We start from the raw sequence: 22,271 nt of genomic DNA on the forward strand, positions 1-22,271 counted from the left end.
CAAGGTCACATCAAGCGGCTAGGATGGCAGCCAGAACAACATTTCCATTTACAAGGACAAGACCATGGAATTTTTGAGCGACCCGAATGTCTGGATTGCCTTTGCCATGCTGACCGCACTGGAGATCGTGCTGGGCATTGACAACATCATCTTCATCTCGATTCTGGTGGGACGCTTGCCGCCTGAGCTGCGCGACAAAGCGCGTCGACTGGGACTGGGCTTTGCGATGGTCTCGCGCCTGCTGCTCCTTTTTTCGCTCAGCTGGGTCATGGGCCTTACCGAAGACTTGTTCAGCGTGGCGGGCAAAGGCTTCAGCGGGCGCGATTTGGTGCTGCTGGCCGGGGGCCTGTTCCTGCTCTACAAGGCGTCACACGAGATATTTGTGGAAGTGGAGGCGCGGGACGAGCATGCCCCGGCCGCCACGGAAGACGCCGTCATGAAGGCTGCGGGGGCCAAACTTTTCTGGTCCATCATCGGGCAGATTGCCATCATTGACATCGTGTTTTCGCTGGACTCGGTGATCACGGCGGTGGGCATGGTCGACCAGATCAGCGTGATGGTGGCGGCCGTAGTGGTGTCGGTCGGTGTGATGCTGGTGGCAGCCAAGCCCATCGGGGAGTTTGTGGACCGCCACCCCTCTGTGAAGGTGCTGGCGCTGGCATTTCTGGTGATGGTGGGCATGGCGCTCACCGCAGAGGCGTTTGACCAGGAAATCCCCAAAGGCTACATCTACGCAGCCATGGCGTTCTCGCTCGCGGTGGAAGCCTTGAACATCCGGGCCCGCGCCAAGCGCAAGGCCCAGAAGAGTTCTTAAATCTCGACCTGTGCGTTCTCCGGCGTCACTATAGGGCCGGTGCCGCTGAAGCGCTCCAGCATCAGGTAGAGCACTGGCGTGATGAAGAGGGTGATGGCCTGCGAGAAGATCAGGCCACCCACCACCGCCAGGCCCAGCGGCTGACGCAGCTCGGCGCCCGCACCCAGGCCCAAGGCAATCGGCAGGGCACCCATCAACGCCGCCAGCGTGGTCATCATGATGGGACGGAAACGCAAAATACAGGCCTCGCGGATAGCCTCGGCCGGCGTCATGCCTTGGTGGCGCTGGGCATCGAGTGCGAAGTCGATCATCATGATCGCGTTCTTCTTCACGATACCGATCAGCAGCACCAGGCCGATGGTGGCAATCAGCGTCAAGTCCTGTCCGAAGATCATCAAGGTCGCCAAGGCGCCCGTAGCTGCAGAGGGCAAGCCCGCAAGGATAGTGATGGGGTGGATGTAACTCTCGTACAGCACACCCAGCAACACATAAATCACCAACAACGCGGCCACGATCAATATGGCCTGGCTGCCCTGTGAATTCTTGAACACCGCCGCATCACCACCGTACGAGCTGATGATGGACACCGGCATCTGGATGGCTTCACGCGCTGCGTCGATTTTGGCCGTGGCATCGCCCAAAGCCGCACCGGGCGCAAGGTTGAAAGAGACCGTTACTGCCTGTAGCTGGCCCACGTGGTTAATGGAGGTCGGCCCCACGGCGCGCTCCACCGTAGTGAAGCTGCTCATAGGTACGAGGCCTCCGTTGCTCGAACGCACGTAAATTCCATTCAGAGCAGATTCATCCTGCTTGGCCTCGGGCGCCACTTCCATGATGACCTGGTAGGTGTCCGTGGGCAGGTAAATGGTGGATACCTGGCGCTCCCCGAAGGCGCTGAACAGGGCGGTGCGGATGCTGTCCACCGATACGCCCAAGGAGTTGGCCCGGTCGCGGTCGATCTTGAGCTGGGCCTGTAACCCGCGCAATTGCGAATCGCTGGTTACGTCACGGAACATGGGGTCCGCGCGCAGCTTTTCCTGCAAGCGGTTGGCCCAGGTACTGAGTTCATCCGCCTGAATGCTTTGCAGGATGTACTGGTACTGCGCCTTGCTCTGGCGGCCACCGAGTTGCAGGTTCTGCGTGGGCCGCATGAACACGTTGATGCCGGCGACACCGCGCAGCTTCTTGCGCAAGCCTTCGACCACTTTCTTCATCGGCTCACGTTCGTTTTGCGGCTTGAGAGTAACGAACATACGCCCCGTGTTTTGCGCGCCGCTACCCCCATTGAAGGAGCTGACCATGGCCACATTCGGGTCCTTGCGGATGATTTCGGCAGCACGCTCCTGAAGTACCACCATGGCGGCAAAGGATGTGTCTTCCGCGGCCTCCGTGGTCACCTGAATCTGTCCGATGTCTTCTTCAGGGAAAAAGCCTTTGGGAATTACCTGCAACAACCATGCAGTCGCCACAAAGGTGGAAATGGCCACGCCCAGAATCACATAGCGGTGCGCCAGCGCCAGGTCCAGCAGGCGGGTGTAGCCGGCCAGGGTGGCATTGAACGCGCGTTCAAAGCTGCGGACTACTGCGCCCGGAGGCTTCATGTGGGCCTCATCCTTCAAGAACCGGCTGGCCAGCATGGGCACCAGGGTCAGGGAAACAAAAGCCGACACCACAATGGACAGGCCCACCACCACGGCAAACTCGTGGAACAACAAGCCGATCACACCTGGCATGAAGAAGATGGGGATGAACACCGCAATCAACGACACCGAAATCGAGATGATGGTGAAGCCCACTTCGCGTGCACCGCGCAGGGCTGCCTGGAAGGCGTTTTCGCCCTTTTCGACGTGGCGGATGATGTTCTCCAGCACCACGATGGCATCGTCCACCACCAAGCCCACGGCGAGAGTCAGACCCAATAGCGAAATGTTGTCCAAGCTGTAGTTCAGGCCCCAGAGCAAGGCCACCGCACCGATCAGCGAGACGGGCAGCGACAAGGTCGGGATCACGGTCGCCACAAAACGGCGCAAGAACAGGAAGATCACCAACACCACCAGCGCAATGGTGCCGATGAGTGTGAGGGTCACATCGTGCAGCGCCTCGCGCACCGATAGCGAGCGGTCGTTGACCGGCGTCATCTTGACAGAAGCCGGCATCTGGCTTTGCAAGGTAGGCAAGGCCGCGCGGATGGAATCCACCACCTGCACCGTATTCGCACCGGGCTGGCGCAACACGGCCAAAGTGATGGAGGGCTCGCCGTTGAAGGTCGCCCAGCTCTTGAGCGACTCCAGACTTTCTTCCACCGACGCCACATCCCGCAGGCGCACCGGACTTCCACCCTTGGTGCTGACAATCAAATCGGCAAACTCGGCCGCATTGCGCAGCTGCTTGTTGGCCTGAAGCACCAAGGTTTGTTTGGGCCCTTCCAGGGTGCCCACCGGTGTATTGACGTTTGCGGCACGCAAAGCTGTGCTGACTTCGTCCAAGCCGATGTTGCGCACAGCCAGTGCCTGCGGTTGCACCCGCACCCGCACGGCATAGCGCTTCGCACCGAAGACGTTAACCTGAGCAACGCCATTCACGGTGGACAAGGTGGGAACGATCAAGTGCTCTGCATAGTCCTGCAATTCCGCAGGTGAGAGGGAGGGTGACTGCAAGGCTACCAGCAACACCGGTGCATCCGCCGGATTGACCTTGCGGTAGGACGGCGGATTGGTCATGTCAGACGGAAGTGCGCGTTGCGCACGCAACAAGGCGGCCTGCACGTCCACTGCAGCGGCATCGATGTTGCGAGACTCTTCAAACTCCAGCGTCAGTGAGGTTTGCCCCAAGGTGCTGGTAGAGCTGATGGTCTTGAGTCCGGGAACCGTCTGAAACTGCTTTTCCAGCGGAAGTGCCACCGAGGACGCCATAGTTTCAGGGCTGGCCCCCGCAAGAGATGCCGAAACATTGATAACCGGTGTGTCGTAGCTGGGAAGGGCCGCTACAGGAATGCTGCGGAAACCGATCACCCCGGCCATCACGATGGCCAGGTTCAGCAGCACCGTCATTACCGGACGGCGGATAAAGAGTTCAGAGATGTTCATGGCTTCACGGGCGCTGCTGCATCACTGGAAGCGGGCTTGGGCTCCCCGGCCTTCGCCTCGCCATCTTTAGATTTGTCTTTGCCGCTCTCGGCGCCACCCTTGGCATCCTTGCCGTCTTTGCTTTCCTTGGCACGCTCCACCACAGGCACGTTGGGGCGCAAGTTCTGCTTGCCTTCCTGCACCACCGAGTCGCCGGGCTTGATGCCGGTGACCGCGGCTTCGCCCGCTTCGGAGTACACCAGCTTGATAGGCTTGAGCACGGCCTTGCCGTCTTCCACGACGTAGACGATGGTGCCGCGGGCGCCTTGCACGATGGCAGCGACCGGAATGACCACCGCATCGGAAATGGTGGTGACGGTCTGCTGCACTTCGGCAAAGGCGCCGGGCCAGAGTTTGTTCTCCTTGTTGGGGAACACGGCCTTGGCCTTCACGGCACCCGAGCTTGCATCCACCGCACTGTCTACAAACTGCAACTTGCCTTTGAAAGTTCCGCCGCCATCTGCCAGCGTGGCCTTCACCGATGCACCGTCTTTCAAGGCCACCAAGGCATCACTGAGGTTGCGCTGTGGAATGCTGAACTGGATACCCACCGGGTCCAGCTGGGTGATGGTGACCAGGCTGGTCACGTTGGCTTGCACGGCACTGCCCACGAACACATTAACGGCACCCGCACGCCCTGAGGCAGGCGCCACGATACGGGAGTAAGACAAAGCGACCTTGGCAGCATCCATCGCGGCTTGGTCGGCGTTGACCGTGGCGTTCACGCTGTCCACCAGCGCTTGGGCGGTGTCCACCGAGCCTTGGGAAATGAAGTTCTGGGCAAACAACTGCTTGGCACGCTCAAACTGGCGCTTGGCATCCGCCAGCGACACATTGTCTTTGGCCAGCTGGGCGGCGGCCTTGGCCACATTGGCTTCGTCAGTCCGTGCATCCAGCGTGAACAGCAACTGGCCGGCCTTGATGAACTGGCCTTCCTTGAAATGCACCGCCTTGATGGTGCTGCTGACTTGGGGGCGCACATCCACCACATTGAGGGGCACCACGGTGCCGGTGGCTTTGAGGGTGACGTTCAGGTCTTTCTTCTGCGCCTTCACCGTGGACACCGAGGCAGGTCCGCCGGCCGGAGCACTGGCAGCGCCGCTGGCCGGTGTGGCCGCTGGAGTGGCGGCACCCGAAGCGGCAGTAGCCGGCGCGGTATCCGTTTTGCCGGAGCAACCCAGCATGAGTAAGGGCAAGGCTGAGCAAGCCAGCACGACTTTGGCACGGTAAAGGTTCATGGGCGGAGCAACGACAGAAGGCAGTAATGGGAAGAAAGCAGCACAAACGCGCGCGTTTGGCCTTCATTTTTAATGATAGGCCGCACCAGCGTGAATTGACTGCGTCAATCCCGACTGCCGTGCAAAGCGTCTGTAAAGTTATCTGACTTAAGAGGTCAGACAAGTCTATCGGCTCTCCATGGCGGAACCAAGACAGGTTTTCCCTCGCCCTGCCGCGCGATTAGCGCGCCTATGTCGCTTTCGGCTTTTTGAACATCTGCTCCAACCAGGGGCCTGCGCTCACCAACACGATGCCCGCCAACACCGGAATGGCGCCAATAAGAAAACCGGCCTCCATGGGCTCACCCAACAACCAGGCCCCGAACAGCATGCCAAACAAGGGCGTCATGAACGAGAACACGCCCAGGCGGGATGCCAAGTAGGTGCGCAACATCCAGAACCAGGCCAGAAAGCTGGCAAAGGACACGATGATCCCGTGAAAGGCCAAGCTCGCCCAGACCGTGGGTGTCCAGTTCACATGGCTCTGGCCGGTCACCACGGCGCCGGCGAGCAGGAGCACACAGGCCATGACCAACTGGTACTGCAAGGTTTTGGCGGGCGCAGCCGTGGACAACACGGAACAACGCACCACCACGGTCGTCGCCGCCCAAGAGATGGCGGCCAACACGCCGAGAAAGTCGCCCCACAGAATGGACGTGGCATCTGACGCGCCGGCCTGACCGCGCCCCAGAAAAGTCATGGCGATACCGGAGAACGCCAAGGCAATGCCCGACCACTGCAATAGCCCCAATCGCTCTGCGGGCAGTCGCCAGTGCAGGCCCAGTGCCGCAAAGATGGGCGCGGTATACAAAAACACCACCATGTGTGAGGCACTGGTGTGCCGCAGGCCCTCTGCCACCAACAAAAACTCCAGGGCAAACAGCACGCCCACAGCCAGGCCGGGCAAGAGCGTGCCGTCGCGTAAGGACATACGCTCGCCCCGCAGGTGCATGACCAACGCCACCAGACACGCTGCAATGCCGGAGCGCAGGCCGATCTGCATGGCAGGAGCCATGTCTGCCGCCGTGGCTTTCAGGGCCACCTGTTGCATGCCCCAAGTGGCGCACAGCACCACCATCACCACGATGGCCTGCCCATCGATTGCCTTGCGCGTATCCATAACACCCCGAATTGATTGAATGAGACGATTATTGGGCTGACGGCTTTCCTTGATATAGTGAAAAACAGACAAGCCATACACGATAGCCGACAAGTATGCCCATCCTGCGTCCCAAACTGGAAGTCCCCCTCTCCAGCCCCACCCTGCCGGCGCCCGTGATGTTTCGCAGCGCTTATGTGCCGGACCACGGGCTCTACCCCGAGCACCAGCACGCCTGGGGCGAGTTTGTGTATTCCTTCAGCGGTGTCATGGAGGTCAAGGTACTGGGGCACCACTTCTTGGCGCCGCCCCAGTACGGCATCTGGCTACCACCGCACCTGGAGCACGTGGGTCTGAACCGCAAGGCCGCTCACCATTGCTCCCTGTATGTGTCCACGCCCCTGTGCCACCCATTGCCGGCAGAGCCCTGTGCGCTCACGGTGAGCCCGCTGGTGCGGGCCATGCTGGAACATCTGCGCTTGCAGCCCGCCGGCATTCCTGCGGCAGGCGCAGAAACACGACTGCTCAAGGTCCTGCTGGACCAGCTGGTGGTGGCACCCCGCGCCGGCAGCTACCTGCCCGGCTCCGAAGACCCTGCGCTGGGTGCGGTACTGCGCATGCTGGAGGCACAGCCGGGCGACAACCGCTCCCTGCCCGAACTGGCCCGGGCGGTGCACACCACGGAGCGCACCCTGATGCGCCGCTGCCAGCGGGATCTGGGAATGACATTCGCCGAATGGCGCCAGCGCCTGCGGGTGGTGCGAGCCATGCCCCTGCTGGAAGCGGGCCAAACGGTGGAGACGATTGCGCTGGACCTGGGTTACGGCAGTGCGTCCGCCTTCATCACCATGTTCAAAAAGCTCACCGGCAGCACGCCGGACGAGCTGCGCAAAGCCGCCTTGGGCTAAGACCCGTATGTGCCTGCTTCAGGCGCTCAAAGGGGCCCCGCCAAAGCGGCTCTCCGCTTGCTTGCGGAATTCGGATGGAGTCATGCCCTTGAGTTCCAGAAAGCGCCGGTTGAAATTGGCCACGTTGTTAAAGCCCACGTCGTAGCAGATGTTGGTGACGTAGCGGTCCGAGGTCATCAACAACTGGCAGGCGCGGTTGATGCGCACCCGGTTCACAAAGTCGGTATAGGTATTGCCGGTCGCCCTGCGGAAGAAACGCGAAAACCGGCTCTCGCTCATGGCCAATTCGGCTGCCACCTCGGCCGCCGACTGGGAATGCGACGGGTTCTCGGTGATGCGGTTGACGATGGTGTTGATCTGGTCCAACTCGGTGTCGTTTTCCACCCCACGCATTTGCACGTTGGACAGCAGGCGGTAATCGCCCCAACGGGCCAGGTCCGTCATGAAATGGCAAAAAGCGGCCAGGCGTTTCAGCCCGCGCGCACTTTTGACGGCCTGCCAATGCGGCTCCGCCTTGTCTGCCCAACCAAAGAATTCGATGCCGTGGCGTGCACGCTCCAACAAAGGCATGATTTCCTGAAACTCAGGAATCGCCTTGCAGGCCAGCTCCAGCGGCTCGTGGCGGAACTGGATCACCAAGTCCCGCCGCGCAACGCCCTCTTCCGGCACATCCAGCGAAATCCAGTTGTGAGGCAGTCGCGGGCCGCACAACACCAACTGGCCGGCTGCAAACGGGCCTATCCAATCGCCCACAAAGGCCTTGCCCGTGGTGGCGGTGATCAAGTGAAGTTCGTACTCGTCATGGCAATGCCAGCGTGCCAGCGGCGTGGGGTAGCCGTGGTCCAGGCAACGGATGAAGCCGACCTCGTCGGTAGGCTCGTAGCCCAGCGACGGGTTGCGGTTGTAGTCGGCCTCCAGCTCAGGCGCCTTGCGGCGGCCGGCGGCCTGTGCACTCATGGGCGAGATCGATGCGTGGGTAGCGACCATGGCAACTTCCCTCAGAAAAACGTCAGCACATCACATTACCAGCATTCGCTCCGGGCGTTCAGCCCAAGTGGTTCTTCACAAACAGGCCTACCCGCTCGTGCGCCACCCGCAAGGCGCCTACCAGCTGCGGGTGCGAAGCGAGCGCCCCCCAGAGCACCGTGTCTGCTGCAAAGGCCGCGACCGGGTCGGCAGATTCGCACATGGCGTGCGCTGCAGCCGGATCCATGGCCTGGTCCTGGTAGGTGTAGGCAATCTCACCCCGGTGCCAGCGCTGCAGGTAAGCCAGAAACAGCGCAGGCAACATCGCCACGCTCGAGATGGATTCACCCCGGGCCAGACGCTCGCGAATGGTGGGGGCAATGAACCCTGGAATCTTGGAATAACCGTCCATGGCCACGCGCTGGTTGGTGTCGCAAATGGCAGGGTTACCGAAACGATCCAGAACCACGTCGCGGTAGGCGCGCAGGTCCAGCGGACTGGGCTTTTCGGGCGTATCCAGCACGGGAATGGTGTCGTCCGTCACGTAGTCATAGGCAAAGCGGCGGATGACGGAGTCATGCGTGCCTTCGTGGATGTACTGGTAGCCCACCAGGGTGCCGGCCCAGGCGATGCAGCTGTGGGTGGCATTCAGCAGCCGAATCTTGGCTTCCTCAAAGGCGTCAACCGACTGCACCATCTCCACGCCCACCTGCTCCCAGGCAGGGCGGCCGGCAATGAAGTTGTCTTCAATCACCCACTGTATAAAGCTCTCCCCCATGATGGCGGCTTGATCGTCCCAGCCGGTAGCGGCTTTCACGCGCTCGGCCACATCCGGCGTGGGGCGCGGGGTGATGCGGTCCACCATGGCATTGGGGCTGCTGGTGTTCTGCTCTACCCATGCCTTGAGCGCGGTGTCGCCGAGTGCGTCAATGAACTGCAGCAAGCCGGCGCGCGAACGCTCGCCGTTGTGGCGGAGGTTGTCACAGTTCATCAGGGTCACCGCACCGGCGCCGCTGCGCATGCGGGCCCGCAAGATGCTGACCAAGCCGCCGTAAATAGTGTGGCCGGCGCGGCCTGCCTTTACCGCCTCCAGGTCAGCCCGCAGGTCCGCAAAGGTGGCCCAGTCCAGCTGGTTCTTCGCGTCCAGGTAGTAGCCGGCTTCGGTCACCGTGAACGAGATGATGCGGGTGGCAGCCTCAGCGCCTGCTGTAATCAGCGGGGCCAAGTCATCCTGATAAGGAATGACTTTCCCGATCGACTCAATGCGTGTGTAGCTGCGCTCGCCCTGGGGCGTCACGGTTTCCAGCGTGTACGCGCCGCCTTGGGCCTGCAGGGCCTCCATGGTGGCCAGCATGTCCGGGCGCAAATTGCCGCCGGTGATCGACCATTCGGTATCTCCACGTTGTCGCAGTTCGTGGATGTAAAGCGCCTGGTGTGCGCGGTGGAACGAGCCCAGTCCGAGGTGAAGAATCGTGGTCATGGTCAGGCGTGAAAAAAGTGGATCAGGGTTCGCTGGGAAATCGCTTAAAGATCAAACTGGGTGGGCATCATCACCACGTCGCGGATGGTCATGCCGCGCGGGCGGGTCAGCATGAAGATCACGACGTCAGCGACTTCCGAGGCTTCCAGCAGGCTGCCTCTGGCCTTGGCCTCTGCCAGCTTGTCGGCGGGCCAATCGGCCAGCAAGGAGGTGATGACCGGCCCCGGGGAAATCGAGCCGACGCGCAGGCCGTGTTTGAACACCTGGCGGCGCACCGTCTGCACAAAGCAGTCGATAGCCCACTTGGACGACGCATACACGGGCTCCCAGGGGGTAGGAAAGTGCGCAGCCAGTGAGCTGGTCACGATGATGTCGCCTGAACCCCGCGCGATCATGTGCGGCAGCACGTTGTGCACGTTCTTCATCACCACATTGATGTTCAGATTGAGCATGCGGTCGATGGCATCTGGATCGCTGTCGACCAGGTCGCCTCCCACATACAGGCCGGCGTTGGCGTGGAACACATCCAGGCGCCCTTCCAAGGCCAGCACTTGGGTTAGCAGGCTGGCGCACTGATCGCGGTCCAGCAGGTCAAGTACCAGGGGCACCGCTTGGGAGCCCAAGGTGGCGCAGGCTTTGTCCAAAGCGGTGCGATCACGGTCAATCAGCACCACGCGGGCACCGGCGTGAACCATGGCGCTCGCGCTGGCGAAACCGATGCCTGATGCGGCACCGGTAACCGCGGCCACCTGACCTTGCAGAGGTTGCTGTGATTGAGAGGTCATGAGGGCGGACATCAAAGTGCGCCCGCAGCCACGACACGGCCGTTGGCATCAAACAGGTGGGCCGCGTCGGCATCGATCTGCACGCCTACGTCGGCGCCCACATGTAAATCGGTGCGGGTGTTCAAGCGGGCCACCAATTGGGCGCCACTCTGGGTAGTCACATAAATCAGGGTCTCAGCGCCAAGAGCCTCGATCAGCTCTACCTTGGCTTGCACAGCGCCCTGGCCGGCCTGCACCAGCGTGATGCTTTCAGGCCGTAAGCCTATGGAACCCAGCGCAGGCACCTGCACACCGGCCACGATGGTCACCGAGGGCAGCTTGGCGGCTTCGACCACGTTCATTTGCGGGGTGCCGATGAACTGGGCCACAAACTGGTTGGCCGGGCGGTCGTACAGCTCCAGAGGCGTGCCCACTTGCTCTATGTTGCCGTCGCGCAGCACCACCACGCGGTCGGCCAAGGTCATGGCTTCCACCTGGTCGTGCGTCACGTAAATGGTGGTGGCGCCCAGGTCGCGGTGCAGCTTGGCAATCTCGATACGCGTCTGGCCGCGCAGGGCTGCATCCAGATTGGAGAGCGGCTCGTCAAACAAAAACACTTTGGGAGCCCGCACGATGGCGCGGCCGATCGCCACACGCTGGCGCTGCCCGCCGGACAACTCTTTCGGTGTGCGTTGCAGGTAGTTGGTGAGGTTCAGGATCCTGGCGGCGCGGTCCACCTTGTCTTTGATGATGGCGGGGTCCACATTGGCCAGCTTCAGGGCAAAGCTCATGTTCTCGAACACGCTCATGTGCGGGTAGAGCGCGTAGCTCTGGAACACCATGGCCAGGTCGCGCTTGCTGGAAGGCTGGTGGGTGATGTCGCGGCCGTCGAGCTGCAAGCTGCCGCCGTCGATGGTTTCCAGACCGGCAATCAGGCGCAAGAGTGTGGACTTGCCGCAGCCGGACGGGCCCACAAACACCACAAATTCGCCCTGCTTGATGGCCAGGTCAATGCCCTTGATAACACGGTGTTCACCGAACAGCTTTTCAACGCCGCTGAGTTGGAGGTAAGACATGAAAGAAGTCTCCTGATCTTTATTTGTTACTTGACGGCGCCGAAGGTCAGGCCTTGGACCAATTGCTTCTGGCTGAACCAGCCGAAGACCACGATGGGGCCAATCGCCATGAAGGACGCGGCGGACAACTTGGCCCAGAACAGGCCCTCCGGGCTGGAGTAGCTGGCAATCAGCGTGGCCAGCGTGCCGGCCTTGGCGGCACTCAGGTTCAGGGACCAGAAGGCCTCGTTCCAGCTCAGGACCAGGGTCAGTAAACCGGTAGAGGCCAGACCGCCCATGGTGAGGGGCAACAGCACGTAGCGGAACTCGCTCCACAGTGTGGCGCCGTCCATTCGGGAGGCTTCCAGAATCTCGTTCGGGATCTCCTTCAGGTAGGAGTACAGCATCCACACCATGATGGGCAGGTTGGACAAGGTGAACACGATCACCAGTCCGGTGCGGGTGTCCAGCAAGCCGCTGGTTTGTGCCATTACATACACCGGCACCAGGGCGCCCACAGCGGGCATCATCTTGGTAGAGAGCATCCACATCAGGATGTCCTTGGTGTACTTGCCTTTGAAGAAGGCCATGGCGTACGCGGCGGGGAACGCCAGCATCAAGCCCAGAATGGTGGACGCCACACTGGTGATGAGCGAGTTCTTGGCGTAGAGCATGTAGTCGCTACGCTCCTGCACGATCTGGAAGTTCTCCAACGTAGGCGTGAAGAACACCAGAGGCGGCACCGAGATGGCTTGCAGCTCGGTTTTGAAGGCGGTGAGCACCAGCCAGCCCAGCGGGAAGAACAGCACCAGAGTCACCAGCCACGCAACCAGCGTGCGCAGCCAATGCAGCCAGGGGAAAGATTTGGGTTGTGTCATGTGCAGCTCACTTGTCCAGGTTCTTGCCGACCATGCGGATCAGGAAGACGGCGGCGATATTGGCCAGCACCACGGCGAACAGCGCGCCCGCGGAAGCCACACCGGCATCGAAATTCAGTAGCGCCTGCTTGAAAATCAGGAAGGCCACGTTGGTGCTCGCATCGCCCGGGCCACCACCGGTGGTGGTGTAGATCTCGGCAAACACGCTGAGCAGGAAGATCATTTCGATCATCACCACTACCGCCACTGAGCGGGCCATGTGGGGCAGGTAGAGGTAGCGCAGTTGCTGCAGGTAATTGGCGCCGTCCATGCGGGAGGCTTCCAACTGCTCGCGGTTCATGCTCTGCAGGGAGGTAATGAAAATGAGCGTGGCAAACGGCAGCCACTGCCAGGACACGATGACGATCACGCTGAACAGCGGGAAGTCCGTCAACCAGTCCACCGGGGTGCCGCCGAAGAAGATCCATACCTGCGCCAGCACGCCGTAGATGGGGTTCATCATCATGTGCTTCCACAGCAAAGCATTCACGGTGGGCATGACAAAGAACGGTGAAATCAGCAGGATGCGCACCAGACCACGGCCGGGAAAAGGCTCGTCAATCAGCAGCGCAATCAAAGTACCCAACACCACTGTGATCAGGATCACGCTGCCCAGCAGCAGCAGGGTGTTCATCACTGCCGTGCCGAACGAAGGGTCGGTCACGAAGTATTCAAAGTTTTCCAGTCCGATGAAGCCGCTCTGGTCGGGCTGCATCAGGTTGTAGCGGATGACCGAGAAGTAAATGGTCATCACCAAGGGCACGATCATCCACAAGAAGAGGGTGATCACTGCCGGCGCCATCAGGGCGCGGGGAATAAATCGGTTCATGAAGATGTCTCTCACTGAGCGTCGCCGGCCAGCCGGGGCATGGAGTGCGGCGGAAAACGTGACATAAAAGGGCGCGCAGGTTCCCCCGCGCGCCTGAAGTCAACCTACCGGGAGAGATGCTTACTTGTAGTAGCCGGCCTTCTTCATTTCGCGCTCTGCTGCGACCTGAGAGGCCTTCAAGGCTGCGTCTACCGACTTCTTGCCGGCCAGTGCTGCACTCATTTCCTGACCCACGGTGGCGCCGATGGCCTGGAACTCAGGAATCGCCGCAAACTGCACGCCGACATATGGGCTCTTGGGCAAGGTGCTGTCGTTCGGGTTGGCGGAGTCGATGGCTGCTTTTTCAGCAGCTGCAAACTTAGCAGCCTTCTGGAACTCAGGATTGGCGTAGGTGCTCTTGCGGGTACCGGTAGGCACGTGGGCCCAGCCATTGGTCTTGGCCACCAGCTCGATGTATTCCTTGGAGGTTGCCCAAGTCACAAACTTGCTCGCTGCATCCACTTTCTTGGAGCCCGATGGAATGGCCAGTGCCCATGCCCACAGCCAGTTGGCACCCTTGGGGGTCACAGCGGTTGGTGCCTGCGCAAATGCCACCTTGTCAGCCACCTTGGACTGCTTGGGGTCGGTAATGAAAGACGCTGCAATGGTCGCGTCAATCCACATGCCGCACTTGCCTTCGTTGTACAGCGCCAGGATTTCGTTGAAGCTGTTGGCAGAAGAGCCGGGAGGGCCGTAGTTCTTCAGCAGGTCCACGTAGAAGTTGATGGAGTCCTTCCAGGGCTTGCTTTCCAGCTGGGGCTTCCACTGCATGTCAAACCACTGGCCGCCGTTGGTGTTCACCAAGGTGCTCAGGAAGGCCATGTTGTCACCCCAGCCCGGCTTGCCGCGCAGGCAGATGCCGTACACGCCGTTCTTGGGGTCATGGATCTTGGCAGCCAGGGCCTTGATGTCGGTCCATGTGGGCTTGTCGGCCACTTTGATGCCGGCCTTGTCAGCCAGGTCCTTGCGGTACATCAGCATGGAGGATTCACCGTAGAAAGGCACGGCAAACATCTTGCCGTCCACGCTCAAACCGTTGCGCATGGCGGGCAGGATGTCGTCCGCGTCGTACTTGGCATCCGTCTTCAGTTCCTGCAGCCAGCCCTTTTTGCCCCAGATCGGGGTTTCGTACATGCCGATGGTCATCACGTCAAACTGACCGCCTTTGGTGGCGATGTCGGTGGTCACGCGCTGGCGCAGTACGCCTTCTTCAAGAGTCACCCACTTGAGTTTGATGTCGGGGTTGGCCTGCTCGAAGTTCTTGCTGAGCTTCTGCATTTCGATCATGTGGCCGTTGTTCACGGTGGCGATAACCAGCTCGGTGTCAGCGGCGAAAGACGCGCCTGCCATCAAACCAAAGGCCAAAGCCAGAGATGCTTTGAGTTTCATGAAACTGTCTCCTGTTGTTAATTTCGGGGTGTTCAGCCAATGCCAACCGTGCATCGACAGGGCTGAATAGTAGAAGTCGCCCCCCAGCGGGGTTGATACTTTCGGGACGATTGCGTGTATTTTGATGCGCCATGGGACTAGGGTTTTCCCACACAGATGCGATAACGTATTGATCTCCGGAAATTTTTGCAAAGTTTGGCCAGAGAAGTCCGGTCAGTCCCTCTGAGTGCGCAAGCGGTTCGCTGGCCGGCAAACACGACCAATCCTGGGCCTCTACGGATGATTTGGTTATTTAGAACTGAAAATTCCGTTGTTCCAGTTTTAACGAAGGGCTTTCAGAATCACCTTTATCGCATTAACGCGTTGATTTCTGGATTTGATATGCCCTTTGCATCTATTGCCATCGCGTCTCACAACGCCTCCCTCTCCCGCCGCGGCTTCGGTACGCTGGTACTCGCTGGCGCCCTTGCAGCCTCTTCCGGCCAGGCCCTTGCGCAACAAAGCATCACCCTGCTCAACGTGTCGTACGACCCGACCCGCGAGCTGTACGTGGAATTCAACGCCGCGTTTGCCAAGTACTGGAAGGCCAAAACCGGCCAGGACGTGACCATCAAACAAAGCCACGGCGGCTCGGGCAAGCAGGCCCGCTCTGTGATCGACGGGCTGGACGCTGATGTGGTGACCCTCGCCCTGGCCGGCGACACCGACGCCATCGCCAAGAACGGCGGCTGGATCAACAAAGACTGGCAAAAGCGCCTGCCCCACAACTCCACACCGTATGCATCCACCATCGTGCTGGCCGTGCGTGAGGGCAACCCCAAGAAAATCAAGGATTGGGATGACCTGATCCGCCCTGACGTCAAAGTCATTACCCCCAACCCCAAGACCTCGGGTGGCGCACGCTGGAACTACCTGGCCGCCTGGGAATTTGCCAAGCGCAAATACGGCAGCGACGCCAAGGCCAAAGAATTCGTCGCCAAGCTGTTCGCCAACGTGCCCATCCTGGACACCGGTGCACGCGGCTCCACCATCACCTTCGCCCAGCGCAACCAGGGTGATGTGCTGATCGCCTGGGAAAACGAGGCGTATCTGCTGGAAAAAGAATTCGGCGCCAAGTTCGACGTGGTAGCCCCTCCTCTGTCCATCCTGGCTGAGCCTGCCGTCGCCGTGGTCGACAAAAACGTGGACAGACGAGGCACCCGTGCCGTGGCGGAGGAGTACCTGAAGTACCTCTACAGCGAAGAAGGTCAGGACATCGCTGGCAAGAACTTCTACCGCCCCGTGATTTCCGAGAAGGCCAAAGCCAAATACGCCAAGCAGTTCCAACCGCTCAAGACCTTCACCATCGAAGAAGCCTTCGGTGGCTGGGAAAAGGCCGACAAGGACCACTTTGCCGACGGCGCCAGCTTCGACCAGATCTACACCAAAAAGTAAGCAAATAGGCTGCTAGCGCCCATGGGATGTGCGCAAGCAGCTATCAAAAATATAGCGATTCACAACAAGGGAAAACTGCCATGTCCATTCAAGCCATCAACGTACGCAACCAGTTCAAAGGCAAGGTACGTGAAATCATCCGCGGCGACGTGGTCTCGGAAATCGACGTCGAATCCCCCTGGGGCATCGTTACTTCTGTCATCACCACGCGCTCTGTGGACGACCTGCAACTCGCCATCGGTTCAGACGTGGTCGCGCTGGTGAAGTCCACCGAAGTGTCCATCGCCAAGCTCTGATCGCCCGCATCACAGCCAGCACAGCCCGCGGCCTCAAGGCCCCGGGCTTTTTTATTTGCGCGCCAGCCAGACCCCGAACACCGTAAGCCCCATGCCGGCGAGTGCCAAGCCGGTCAGCGTCTCGCCAAACAGGGCCCAGGCCACCAGCGCGGTGCAAGGCGGCACCAGGTAAAACAGGCTGGCCACGTTGACGGCCGTGCCACTGCGGATCAGCACATTGAGCAGCGTGACCGCCCCCAAGGACAACACCAGCACCAGCCACGCCAGCGCAAACACGAAGGACCCGGTCCACTCAATGTGCATGGTCTCGGTGGCAGCTGCCGCCAAGCCCGTCAACACCAAACTGGGAATGAACTGAATGAGCGAGCCCGTGCGCAAATCAAACGAAGGGCAATAGCGCTTCTGGTACAACGTGCCGGCCGTGATGGCCAGCAATGCCACAGCCACCGGGAACAACAAGGTCCACAAGGTGGTCAGCCCCGCACCGGCGGCCAACTTGTGCGCCACCACCAGAGTCACGCCTGCAAAGCCAGCCGCCAAGCCCGCCCATTGCGTAGCCCGCACTTTTTCTCGCAACAACCAGCCGGCGCCCAACGCGGTAAGCAAAGGCTGCAGCCCCACCACAATGGCCGCCACACCTGCCGGCAGCCCATGGCCGATGGCGATGAACACACCACCCAGATACACCGCATGCACCAGCACGCCGGTCACGGCAATGTGCCCGCACTCGCGCAACGTCCGTGGCCAGGGCGCCCGCGTGTGCCACACCACCAGCCCCATCAGCACCAGCACCGCGGCATAGCGAACTGCCAGAAAGGTGAGCGGCTCCACATACGGCAAACCGAACTTGGCCCCGATAAAGCCGGTGCTCCACAGGGCCACAAACAAGAGCGGATACAGGGCGGCCAGCGGCGAGGCGGAGGAGGTGGAGCGCGAAATCATCTACCGATCTTAAAGACCCGCGCTTCACACTCTGATGGCCATGCTTGCCTTGCATAAGCAAACAACAAAGTATTCGTTGGGTTTCGCACATCGCTTGCGCAGAATGGCCCCTCGCTAGTTTTGAAGGTGAGTCCATGTCTACTGTGTTGATTGTTCCCGGATGGCGTGATTCCGGCCCCGGCCATTGGCAAACCCTGTGGGCCGAACAACTGCCGGGCGCAGTGCGCGTGCATCAGGATGACTGGATCACCCCTACGCGCACCGCTTGGGTCGCATCAATCACGCGCCACATTCTGGAGATTGGTGGTCCGGTCGTCATTGCTGCGCACAGCCTGGGCTGCATTGCTACCAGCCACTTGCCGCCGGAAGCGGTAGAGCGCATTGTGGGCGCCCTGCTCGTGGCTCCGGCCGACCCCGAACGGCGCGGCATTCTGGCGGACTTTGCCCCCGTGCCCTACCAGCCCCTGCCCTACCGCAGCATTGTGGTGGCCAGCACCAACGACCCGTTTTGCCCGGTACGCACCGCGGGTGCCTATGCACGGGCGTGGAAGAGTGAATTCGTGCGCCTGCCCGACGCCGGCCACATCAACGTAGAGGCCGGCTTCGGCCCCTGGCCTCTGGGCAGCGCATTGCTGCAGAGCTTGCTTCCGGTCGCAAGCCCTGCAGTCGCTTGAAGCAAGCGCTTCCTCAAGCCGCCTTTTGCTTCTGCACCGTGAACTGATTGGCCGGGCGCTCCAGCCCCAGGTTCTCGCGCAAGGTTGTGCCTTCGTACTCAGTGCGGAACAAGCCCCGGCGCTGCAGCTCCGGAATGACCAGCTCCACAAAGTCGTCCAGTGATTCAGGCAATACCGGTGGCATCACATTGAAGCCATCGGCTGCGCCGTTCTCGAACCAGTTCTGAATCTCGTCGGCAATCTTCTCGGGGGTACCCACCACCACCCAGTGACCCCGCGCACCCGCCAGGTACTCATACAACTGGCGCACGGTGAGCTTGTCGCGGCGGGCCAATTCGAGCACCACATGTGCGCGGCTGTTACGGCCCAAGGGCGGCTGGGGAATGTAGGGCGGCGGTGCGTCCAGGTCCCACTTGGTCAAATCTTCGCCCGGCCAGAAAGGTGCAATTGTGCTCAGGCCTACCGAGGGGTGGATGAGCTTTTGCAGCTCGGCCCATTTGGCATCAGCTTCCTCTTGCGTGCGGCCCACCACGGGTGAAATGCCGGGCAGCACCAGCAACTGATCAGGGCGGCGGCCGTACTTGGCCAGCCGGCCTTTCACATCCGCATAGAAGGCCTGCGCCTCGGCCAGGCTGGTCCAGGCGGTGAAGATCGCCTCGGCGGTCGCAGCCGCCAGCTCCTTGCCCGGCTCGGACGAGCCTGCTTGCACGATCACCGGGTAGCCCTGGGGTGAGCGCTCGATGTTGAGCGGGCCTTTCACCTTGAGGTGCTTGCCGACGTGGTTCAGGGTGTGCAGTTTGGCGGGGTCAAAGTACACGCCACTCGCCGGGTCGCGGCTGAAGGCGTCATCTTCAAAGCTGTCCCACAAGCCTTTGACCACATCCACAAACTCGTGCGCAATCTCATAACGCGTCTCGGGGTCGGGGTGCTTGTCAAAACCGAAGTTGCCGTACACATTCTCTGCCCCGGTCGTCACCACATTCCACGCTGCCCGGCCTTTGCTGATGTGGTCCAAGGACGCGAACTTGCGCGCCAGCAGATACGGGTCTTCATAGGTGGTGGAGGCCGTAGCCACAAAGCCGATGTGCTTGGTGGCCGTTGCCAGTGCAGCCCACAGCGTCACCGGCTCGAAGTGCGAGACACGGCCCTGACGGCTGAAGGCTTCGTCGCTGCCTTCAAACCACAGACCGGGACTGTCGGCCACAAACACCTGGTCGAACAGGCCGCGCTCGGCCGTTTTGGCGACCTCAATGTAGTGATCGATATTGGTGCCGGAGTCGATCTGCGCGCCGGGGTGGCGCCAGGCAGCAATGTGGTGGCCGGTAGCCATGATGAATGCGCCCAGGCGCAGTTTGCGTTTTGACATGACAGTTCCTTTTTGCGAATGAAAATTTGAGTGAAAAATCAGGTGTTGCCTGCGCCCGGTTTCCAGGCGGTCAGGCGGCGCTCTGCCACTTGCAGCAAGGCGTTAAAGACCACGCCAATGACGGTGATGGCAATGATTCCGAAGTACATGTCGGCAATCAGAAAGCTGTATTGCGCGTAAATGATCAGGTAGCCCAAGCCGGACTTGGCACCCACCATTTCGGCGGCTACCAACACCAGAATGGAGGTGGCACTGGCCAGGCGTATACCCACAAAGATGGTGGGCACCGAGGCGGGCAAGATGACCTTGATGAACAACTGCCGCGCACTGGCGCCCATGGTGCGGGCCGACTTGATCAGCAGCGGGTCCACCTGCTTCACCGCCGCAATGGTGTTGAGCAGCAAGGGCCAGGAGCAGGCGTAGACCACCATCGCCACCTTGGACACTTCGCCAATGCCCAGCAACAAAATGAACACAGGCAACAGGGCTAGCGCCGCGGTGTTGCGCAGCAGCTCAATCAGCGGGTTCAGAAAGTCCCCCAAGCTGCGGTACCAGCCGATGGCCAGCCCCAGGGGCACGGCATACAACACGGCAATGCCAAAGCCCCCCAGCGCCCGGCCTACGCTGGCCGACGTGTGCTGCCAGAGCTGGCCATTCAAAGCCAAGGCCCAGCCTGCAGCCAGCACCTCGCTCAGTGGCGGGAAGAAGGCGGGATCCGTCAACTCCAGACGCGGAGCCAACTCCCACCACGCAGCCAGCGCGACTACCAACGCAGAACGCCAGCCCCAATGCAGCACCCGCCTCAACACCCGCAACCAAACGGAGGGCGTACTCAACACCAGCGGAACAGCACCCGCAGTCAACGAAACATCAGACATGGAAACTCTCCTTGCGAGCGGGCAGGGTGGCAATACGGGCACGGCGCTGCTGGCGCGCTTCGGCCACCTCGTCGTGCAACAGGGACCAGATTTGGTGGCGCAATTCGCCGAACAGGGGCAGCGAGCGCACATCGGGCGTGTCGGCGCGCAAGGTGTCAGGGATGTCCACGATCTCTTTGATGCGCCCCGGGCGCGAGGTCATCACCGCCACGCGCTGGCCCAGCACCACGGCTTCGTCAATACCGTGGGTGATGAACACAATCGTCTTGCCGGTTCGGTGCCAGATGTCCACCAACTCCTCCTGCAAGGTCTCGCGTGTTTGTGCGTCCAGCGCGGCAAAGGGCTCGTCCATCAGCAGCACCTCGGGCTCATAGGCGAGGCTGCGGGCAATGGCCACGCGTTGCTTCATGCCGCCCGACATTTCGTGGGGGTAGTGCTTGGCAAAAGCGCTCAAGCCCACCAGGTCCAGATAAGCGGCCGCCTTGGCACGGCGCTCACTGCGGCCCAGCCCGGCAATCTCCAACCCGAAGGCCACGTTGTCCAAAGCGGTGAGCCACGGAAACAGCGCGTATTGCTGAAAGACCACCCCACGGTCCCGAGCAGGACCGGTAATGGGCTTGCCGTCAATCAGCACGCGACCACTGCTGGGCAAGGCGAGGCCTGCCAGCAGGTCCAACAACGTGGATTTGCCGCAACCGCTTGGACCCACCAGAACCAGAAACTCACCAGCGCGCACGTCAAGGCTCACGTTGTCCAGCGCCACAAAGCGCTGGGCGGGTGTGCCGTCTTCAGACCGCACGGCGAACGTCTTGCTGACGTTTTCAAACCGGATTTTGGGCGTGCTCATTTCGTTGCCACCTTTGCGCCATTCGCGTACGGGTTGAGGGCGTTCGTGTAGAGATCCGAAGGCTTGACTTGCCCGGCCTTGATGATGTCCTCCTTCACCAGCCAGTCAATCCAGACCTGCAGATCCTTGTCCAGCACCACACCGCCTACCGAAGGAATGCCGGTGCTTTTCCAGAACTGGATAGCGTCAGCGCTCTCGGCACGACCCCGGGCCTTGATGATTCCTTCGAAGGTGCTGCGCACCTGGGCAGGTGGTGTCACACGCGCCCACTCAATCGCCTTGGCTATCGCACCCACCAGGTGCTTGGAGGCCTTGGGGTTTTGCTCGATGAACTTGTTGCGCAGCACATAGGAACCTGCGGTGAAGTTGCCGAACAAGTCACGGTCTGTGAACAGCGGGCGGATGCCGCCGCGTTCCAGCGCCTTGTCCCGCAAGATGCCGCCCAGCGTGCTCACCTCCACTTGGCCTTGACGCAGCGCCTGCTCGCCGGAGACGGGCGGCGTGATGACAAAGGTGACCTGCTTGGCCTCTTCGTCCGTCACCTTGTTGCGCTCCAAGTATTCACGCACCATGAAATCATGGTGGGCACCCAGGGTGTTCATGGCCACCTTCTTGCCCAGCAAGTCACGGGCAGTTTTGATGGGACTGTCGTTCTTGACGTAGTAGCCGGTCCAGGTGTTGTCATCTACACCGTAGTAGCCGATCACCGCCTTCACAGGCGCTTTCTTGACAATGAGCTTGACCAGTGCGCCATTAAAGGCACCGCCGATATCGATGTCGTTCGTCACCACCGCTTGCACATCCTGCGGGCCACTGATGGTGTTGCCCACCCATTTGGCCTTGAGCGGTGCCAGATTGCCCAGGTGTTCGGCCAGTTCGATCCAGACCACCTGGCCCACGGTGCCCTGGTAACGGATGTCGGTGACTTCCAGTGCTTCTTGGGCTGCGGCGGGGCTGATGGCGCTCCACGCCAGCCAGGCGGTTGCGAAAAGCTTGATGATTTTTTGCATGGGTTTCCCTCGTTGGTTGTTCATGGGGTGTCAGCGTAGAGACGCAACACGCCATCGACAACGAAGAAAAACGACCAAGCAAACACCGCAACAAAAAGCAGATGTGTTCATGCGAAATGCGCGCTTCGCGGAAGGGCTTCGGCTTCTTAGCATGCAGGCCTC

The 22,271-nt window shown here is 60.8% G+C and carries 20 protein-coding genes; 5 read left to right on the top strand and 15 right to left on the bottom strand.

All coding sequences use genetic code 11. The features are described from left to right. Positions 1-64: 64 nt before the first annotated feature. A complete protein-coding gene (locus RAN89_RS02375) occupies positions 65-814 on the top strand; it encodes a TerC family protein (RefSeq protein ID WP_087495618.1) in 750 nt (249 codons plus the stop codon). Here the strand turns inward: RAN89_RS02375 and RAN89_RS02380 are convergent. The 3 genes from RAN89_RS02380 to RAN89_RS02390 all read right to left on the bottom strand — a co-directional run bounded on the left by RAN89_RS02380 (position 811) and on the right by RAN89_RS02390 (position 6,336). Beyond that, complete coding sequence (locus RAN89_RS02380; RefSeq protein ID WP_313868072.1) at positions 811-3,900, bottom strand: efflux RND transporter permease subunit; 3,090 nt, start codon at positions 3,898-3,900, stop codon at positions 811-813. The two genes, RAN89_RS02375 and RAN89_RS02380, sit on opposite strands and share 4 nt — an antisense overlap. After that, positions 3,897-5,177 (bottom strand): efflux RND transporter periplasmic adaptor subunit, encoded by a 1,281-nt coding sequence (locus RAN89_RS02385; protein WP_313868073.1) that lies wholly within the window; start codon positions 5,175-5,177, stop codon positions 3,897-3,899. The genes RAN89_RS02380 and RAN89_RS02385 overlap by 4 nt, the downstream gene beginning before the upstream one ends. A gap of 229 nt (positions 5,178-5,406) precedes the next feature. After that, complete coding sequence (locus RAN89_RS02390) at positions 5,407-6,336, bottom strand: DMT family transporter (RefSeq protein ID WP_313868074.1); 930 nt, start codon at positions 6,334-6,336, stop codon at positions 5,407-5,409. Positions 6,337-6,431: 95 nt separating this feature from the next. Between RAN89_RS02390 and RAN89_RS02395 the strand changes: the two genes are divergently transcribed. Then, positions 6,432-7,223, top strand: a complete 792-nt coding sequence (locus RAN89_RS02395) for an AraC family transcriptional regulator (RefSeq protein WP_313868075.1) — start codon at positions 6,432-6,434, stop codon at positions 7,221-7,223. An 18-nt stretch (positions 7,224-7,241) separates the two neighbouring features. On the opposite strand, the gene RAN89_RS02400 is transcribed toward RAN89_RS02395, so the two are convergent. From RAN89_RS02400 to RAN89_RS02430, 7 genes are all read right to left on the bottom strand, one after another. Further along, positions 7,242-8,210: an AraC family transcriptional regulator gene (locus RAN89_RS02400; RefSeq protein ID WP_313868076.1), complete on the bottom strand. Its 969-nt coding sequence runs from the start codon at positions 8,208-8,210 to the stop codon at positions 7,242-7,244. Between the two features lie 58 nt (positions 8,211-8,268). Further along, on the bottom strand, positions 8,269-9,669 hold the full coding sequence (gene dalD, locus RAN89_RS02405; RefSeq protein WP_313868077.1) for a D-arabinitol 4-dehydrogenase: 1,401 nt from the start codon (positions 9,667-9,669) through the stop codon (positions 8,269-8,271). Positions 9,670-9,713: 44 nt separating this feature from the next. Next, positions 9,714-10,454: an SDR family oxidoreductase gene (locus RAN89_RS02410; protein WP_313868078.1), complete on the bottom strand. Its 741-nt coding sequence runs from the start codon at positions 10,452-10,454 to the stop codon at positions 9,714-9,716. Between the two features lie 11 nt (positions 10,455-10,465). Further along, a complete protein-coding gene (locus tag RAN89_RS02415) occupies positions 10,466-11,509 on the bottom strand; it encodes an ABC transporter ATP-binding protein (protein WP_313868079.1) in 1,044 nt (347 codons plus the stop codon). A gap of 26 nt (positions 11,510-11,535) precedes the next feature. Next, positions 11,536-12,366 (bottom strand): carbohydrate ABC transporter permease, encoded by an 831-nt coding sequence (locus tag RAN89_RS02420; RefSeq protein ID WP_313868080.1) that lies wholly within the window; start codon positions 12,364-12,366, stop codon positions 11,536-11,538. A gap of 7 nt (positions 12,367-12,373) precedes the next feature. Then, complete coding sequence (locus RAN89_RS02425) at positions 12,374-13,234, bottom strand: carbohydrate ABC transporter permease (protein ID WP_313868081.1); 861 nt, start codon at positions 13,232-13,234, stop codon at positions 12,374-12,376. A gap of 120 nt (positions 13,235-13,354) precedes the next feature. Next, entirely contained in the window at positions 13,355-14,662 is a 1,308-nt protein-coding gene (locus RAN89_RS02430; RefSeq protein ID WP_087495627.1) for an ABC transporter substrate-binding protein, read from the bottom strand. A gap of 381 nt (positions 14,663-15,043) precedes the next feature. Here RAN89_RS02430 and RAN89_RS02435 point away from each other — a divergent pair, with 381 nt between their 5' ends. Continuing rightward, on the top strand, positions 15,044-16,096 hold the full coding sequence (locus RAN89_RS02435; RefSeq protein ID WP_313868082.1) for a sulfate ABC transporter substrate-binding protein: 1,053 nt from the start codon (positions 15,044-15,046) through the stop codon (positions 16,094-16,096). Positions 16,097-16,176: 80 nt separating this feature from the next. Continuing rightward, a complete protein-coding gene (locus tag RAN89_RS02440) occupies positions 16,177-16,392 on the top strand; it encodes a TOBE domain-containing protein (RefSeq protein WP_313868083.1) in 216 nt (71 codons plus the stop codon). A gap of 51 nt (positions 16,393-16,443) precedes the next feature. On the opposite strand, the gene RAN89_RS02445 is transcribed toward RAN89_RS02440, so the two are convergent. After that, positions 16,444-17,334, bottom strand: a complete 891-nt coding sequence (locus RAN89_RS02445; RefSeq protein WP_313868084.1) for a DMT family transporter — start codon at positions 17,332-17,334, stop codon at positions 16,444-16,446. A 134-nt stretch (positions 17,335-17,468) separates the two neighbouring features. Between RAN89_RS02445 and RAN89_RS02450 the strand changes: the two genes are divergently transcribed. Beyond that, positions 17,469-18,008 carry an RBBP9/YdeN family alpha/beta hydrolase gene (locus RAN89_RS02450; RefSeq protein ID WP_313868085.1) on the top strand — a complete coding sequence of 180 codons (540 nt, stop codon included), beginning with the start codon at positions 17,469-17,471 and terminating at the stop codon, positions 18,006-18,008. Between the two features lie 13 nt (positions 18,009-18,021). Here RAN89_RS02450 and RAN89_RS02455 read toward each other — a convergent pair whose 3' ends face one another. The 4 genes from RAN89_RS02455 to RAN89_RS02470 are packed head-to-tail and all read right to left on the bottom strand — an operon-like array spanning position 18,022 to position 22,109. Then, positions 18,022-19,374: an LLM class flavin-dependent oxidoreductase gene (locus RAN89_RS02455; protein WP_313868086.1), complete on the bottom strand. Its 1,353-nt coding sequence runs from the start codon at positions 19,372-19,374 to the stop codon at positions 18,022-18,024. 38 nt (positions 19,375-19,412) lie between these two features. After that, positions 19,413-20,252, bottom strand: a complete 840-nt coding sequence (locus tag RAN89_RS02460; protein ID WP_313868087.1) for an ABC transporter permease — start codon at positions 20,250-20,252, stop codon at positions 19,413-19,415. Continuing rightward, on the bottom strand, positions 20,245-21,099 hold the full coding sequence (locus RAN89_RS02465) for an ABC transporter ATP-binding protein (RefSeq protein ID WP_313868088.1): 855 nt from the start codon (positions 21,097-21,099) through the stop codon (positions 20,245-20,247). Before RAN89_RS02465 ends, RAN89_RS02460 begins: the two co-directional genes overlap by 8 nt. Continuing rightward, positions 21,096-22,109 (bottom strand): ABC transporter substrate-binding protein, encoded by a 1,014-nt coding sequence (locus RAN89_RS02470; protein ID WP_313868089.1) that lies wholly within the window; start codon positions 22,107-22,109, stop codon positions 21,096-21,098. Before RAN89_RS02470 ends, RAN89_RS02465 begins: the two co-directional genes overlap by 4 nt. Positions 22,110-22,271: the final 162 nt, after the last annotated feature.

It is taken from the genome of Rhodoferax mekongensis, from assembly GCF_032191775.1.
GTDB lineage: Bacteria > Pseudomonadota > Gammaproteobacteria > Burkholderiales > Burkholderiaceae_C > Allorhodoferax > Allorhodoferax mekongensis.

What these genes read in the sequence shown, in the direction of transcription:
- RAN89_RS02440 (WP_313868083.1), top strand. Translation starts at nt 16,177, where the DNA reads ATGTCCATTCAAGCCATCAACGTACGCAACCAGTTCAAAGGCAAGGTA.
- RAN89_RS02435 (WP_313868082.1), top strand. Translation starts at nt 15,044, where the DNA reads ATGCCCTTTGCATCTATTGCCATCGCGTCTCACAACGCCTCCCTCTCC.
- RAN89_RS02425 (WP_313868081.1), bottom strand. Translation starts at nt 13,234, where the DNA reads ATGAACCGATTTATTCCCCGCGCCCTGATGGCGCCGGCAGTGATCACC.
- RAN89_RS02450 (WP_313868085.1), top strand. Translation starts at nt 17,469, where the DNA reads ATGTCTACTGTGTTGATTGTTCCCGGATGGCGTGATTCCGGCCCCGGC.
- RAN89_RS02465 (WP_313868088.1), bottom strand. Translation starts at nt 21,099, where the DNA reads ATGAGCACGCCCAAAATCCGGTTTGAAAACGTCAGCAAGACGTTCGCC.
- RAN89_RS02385 (WP_313868073.1), bottom strand. Translation starts at nt 5,177, where the DNA reads ATGAACCTTTACCGTGCCAAAGTCGTGCTGGCTTGCTCAGCCTTGCCC.
- RAN89_RS02455 (WP_313868086.1), bottom strand. Translation starts at nt 19,374, where the DNA reads ATGTCAAAACGCAAACTGCGCCTGGGCGCATTCATCATGGCTACCGGC.
- RAN89_RS02460 (WP_313868087.1), bottom strand. Translation starts at nt 20,252, where the DNA reads ATGTCTGATGTTTCGTTGACTGCGGGTGCTGTTCCGCTGGTGTTGAGT.
- RAN89_RS02410 (WP_313868078.1), bottom strand. Translation starts at nt 10,454, where the DNA reads ATGACCTCTCAATCACAGCAACCTCTGCAAGGTCAGGTGGCCGCGGTT.
- RAN89_RS02400 (WP_313868076.1), bottom strand. Translation starts at nt 8,210, where the DNA reads ATGGTCGCTACCCACGCATCGATCTCGCCCATGAGTGCACAGGCCGCC.
- RAN89_RS02420 (WP_313868080.1), bottom strand. Translation starts at nt 12,366, where the DNA reads ATGACACAACCCAAATCTTTCCCCTGGCTGCATTGGCTGCGCACGCTG.
- RAN89_RS02445 (WP_313868084.1), bottom strand. Translation starts at nt 17,334, where the DNA reads ATGATTTCGCGCTCCACCTCCTCCGCCTCGCCGCTGGCCGCCCTGTAT.
- RAN89_RS02470 (WP_313868089.1), bottom strand. Translation starts at nt 22,109, where the DNA reads ATGCAAAAAATCATCAAGCTTTTCGCAACCGCCTGGCTGGCGTGGAGC.
- RAN89_RS02395 (WP_313868075.1), top strand. Translation starts at nt 6,432, where the DNA reads ATGCCCATCCTGCGTCCCAAACTGGAAGTCCCCCTCTCCAGCCCCACC.
- RAN89_RS02430 (WP_087495627.1), bottom strand. Translation starts at nt 14,662, where the DNA reads ATGAAACTCAAAGCATCTCTGGCTTTGGCCTTTGGTTTGATGGCAGGC.
- RAN89_RS02380 (WP_313868072.1), bottom strand. Translation starts at nt 3,900, where the DNA reads ATGAACATCTCTGAACTCTTTATCCGCCGTCCGGTAATGACGGTGCTG.
- dalD (WP_313868077.1), bottom strand. Translation starts at nt 9,669, where the DNA reads ATGACCACGATTCTTCACCTCGGACTGGGCTCGTTCCACCGCGCACAC.
- RAN89_RS02390 (WP_313868074.1), bottom strand. Translation starts at nt 6,336, where the DNA reads ATGGATACGCGCAAGGCAATCGATGGGCAGGCCATCGTGGTGATGGTG.
- RAN89_RS02415 (WP_313868079.1), bottom strand. Translation starts at nt 11,509, where the DNA reads ATGTCTTACCTCCAACTCAGCGGCGTTGAAAAGCTGTTCGGTGAACAC.
- RAN89_RS02375 (WP_087495618.1), top strand. Translation starts at nt 65, where the DNA reads ATGGAATTTTTGAGCGACCCGAATGTCTGGATTGCCTTTGCCATGCTG.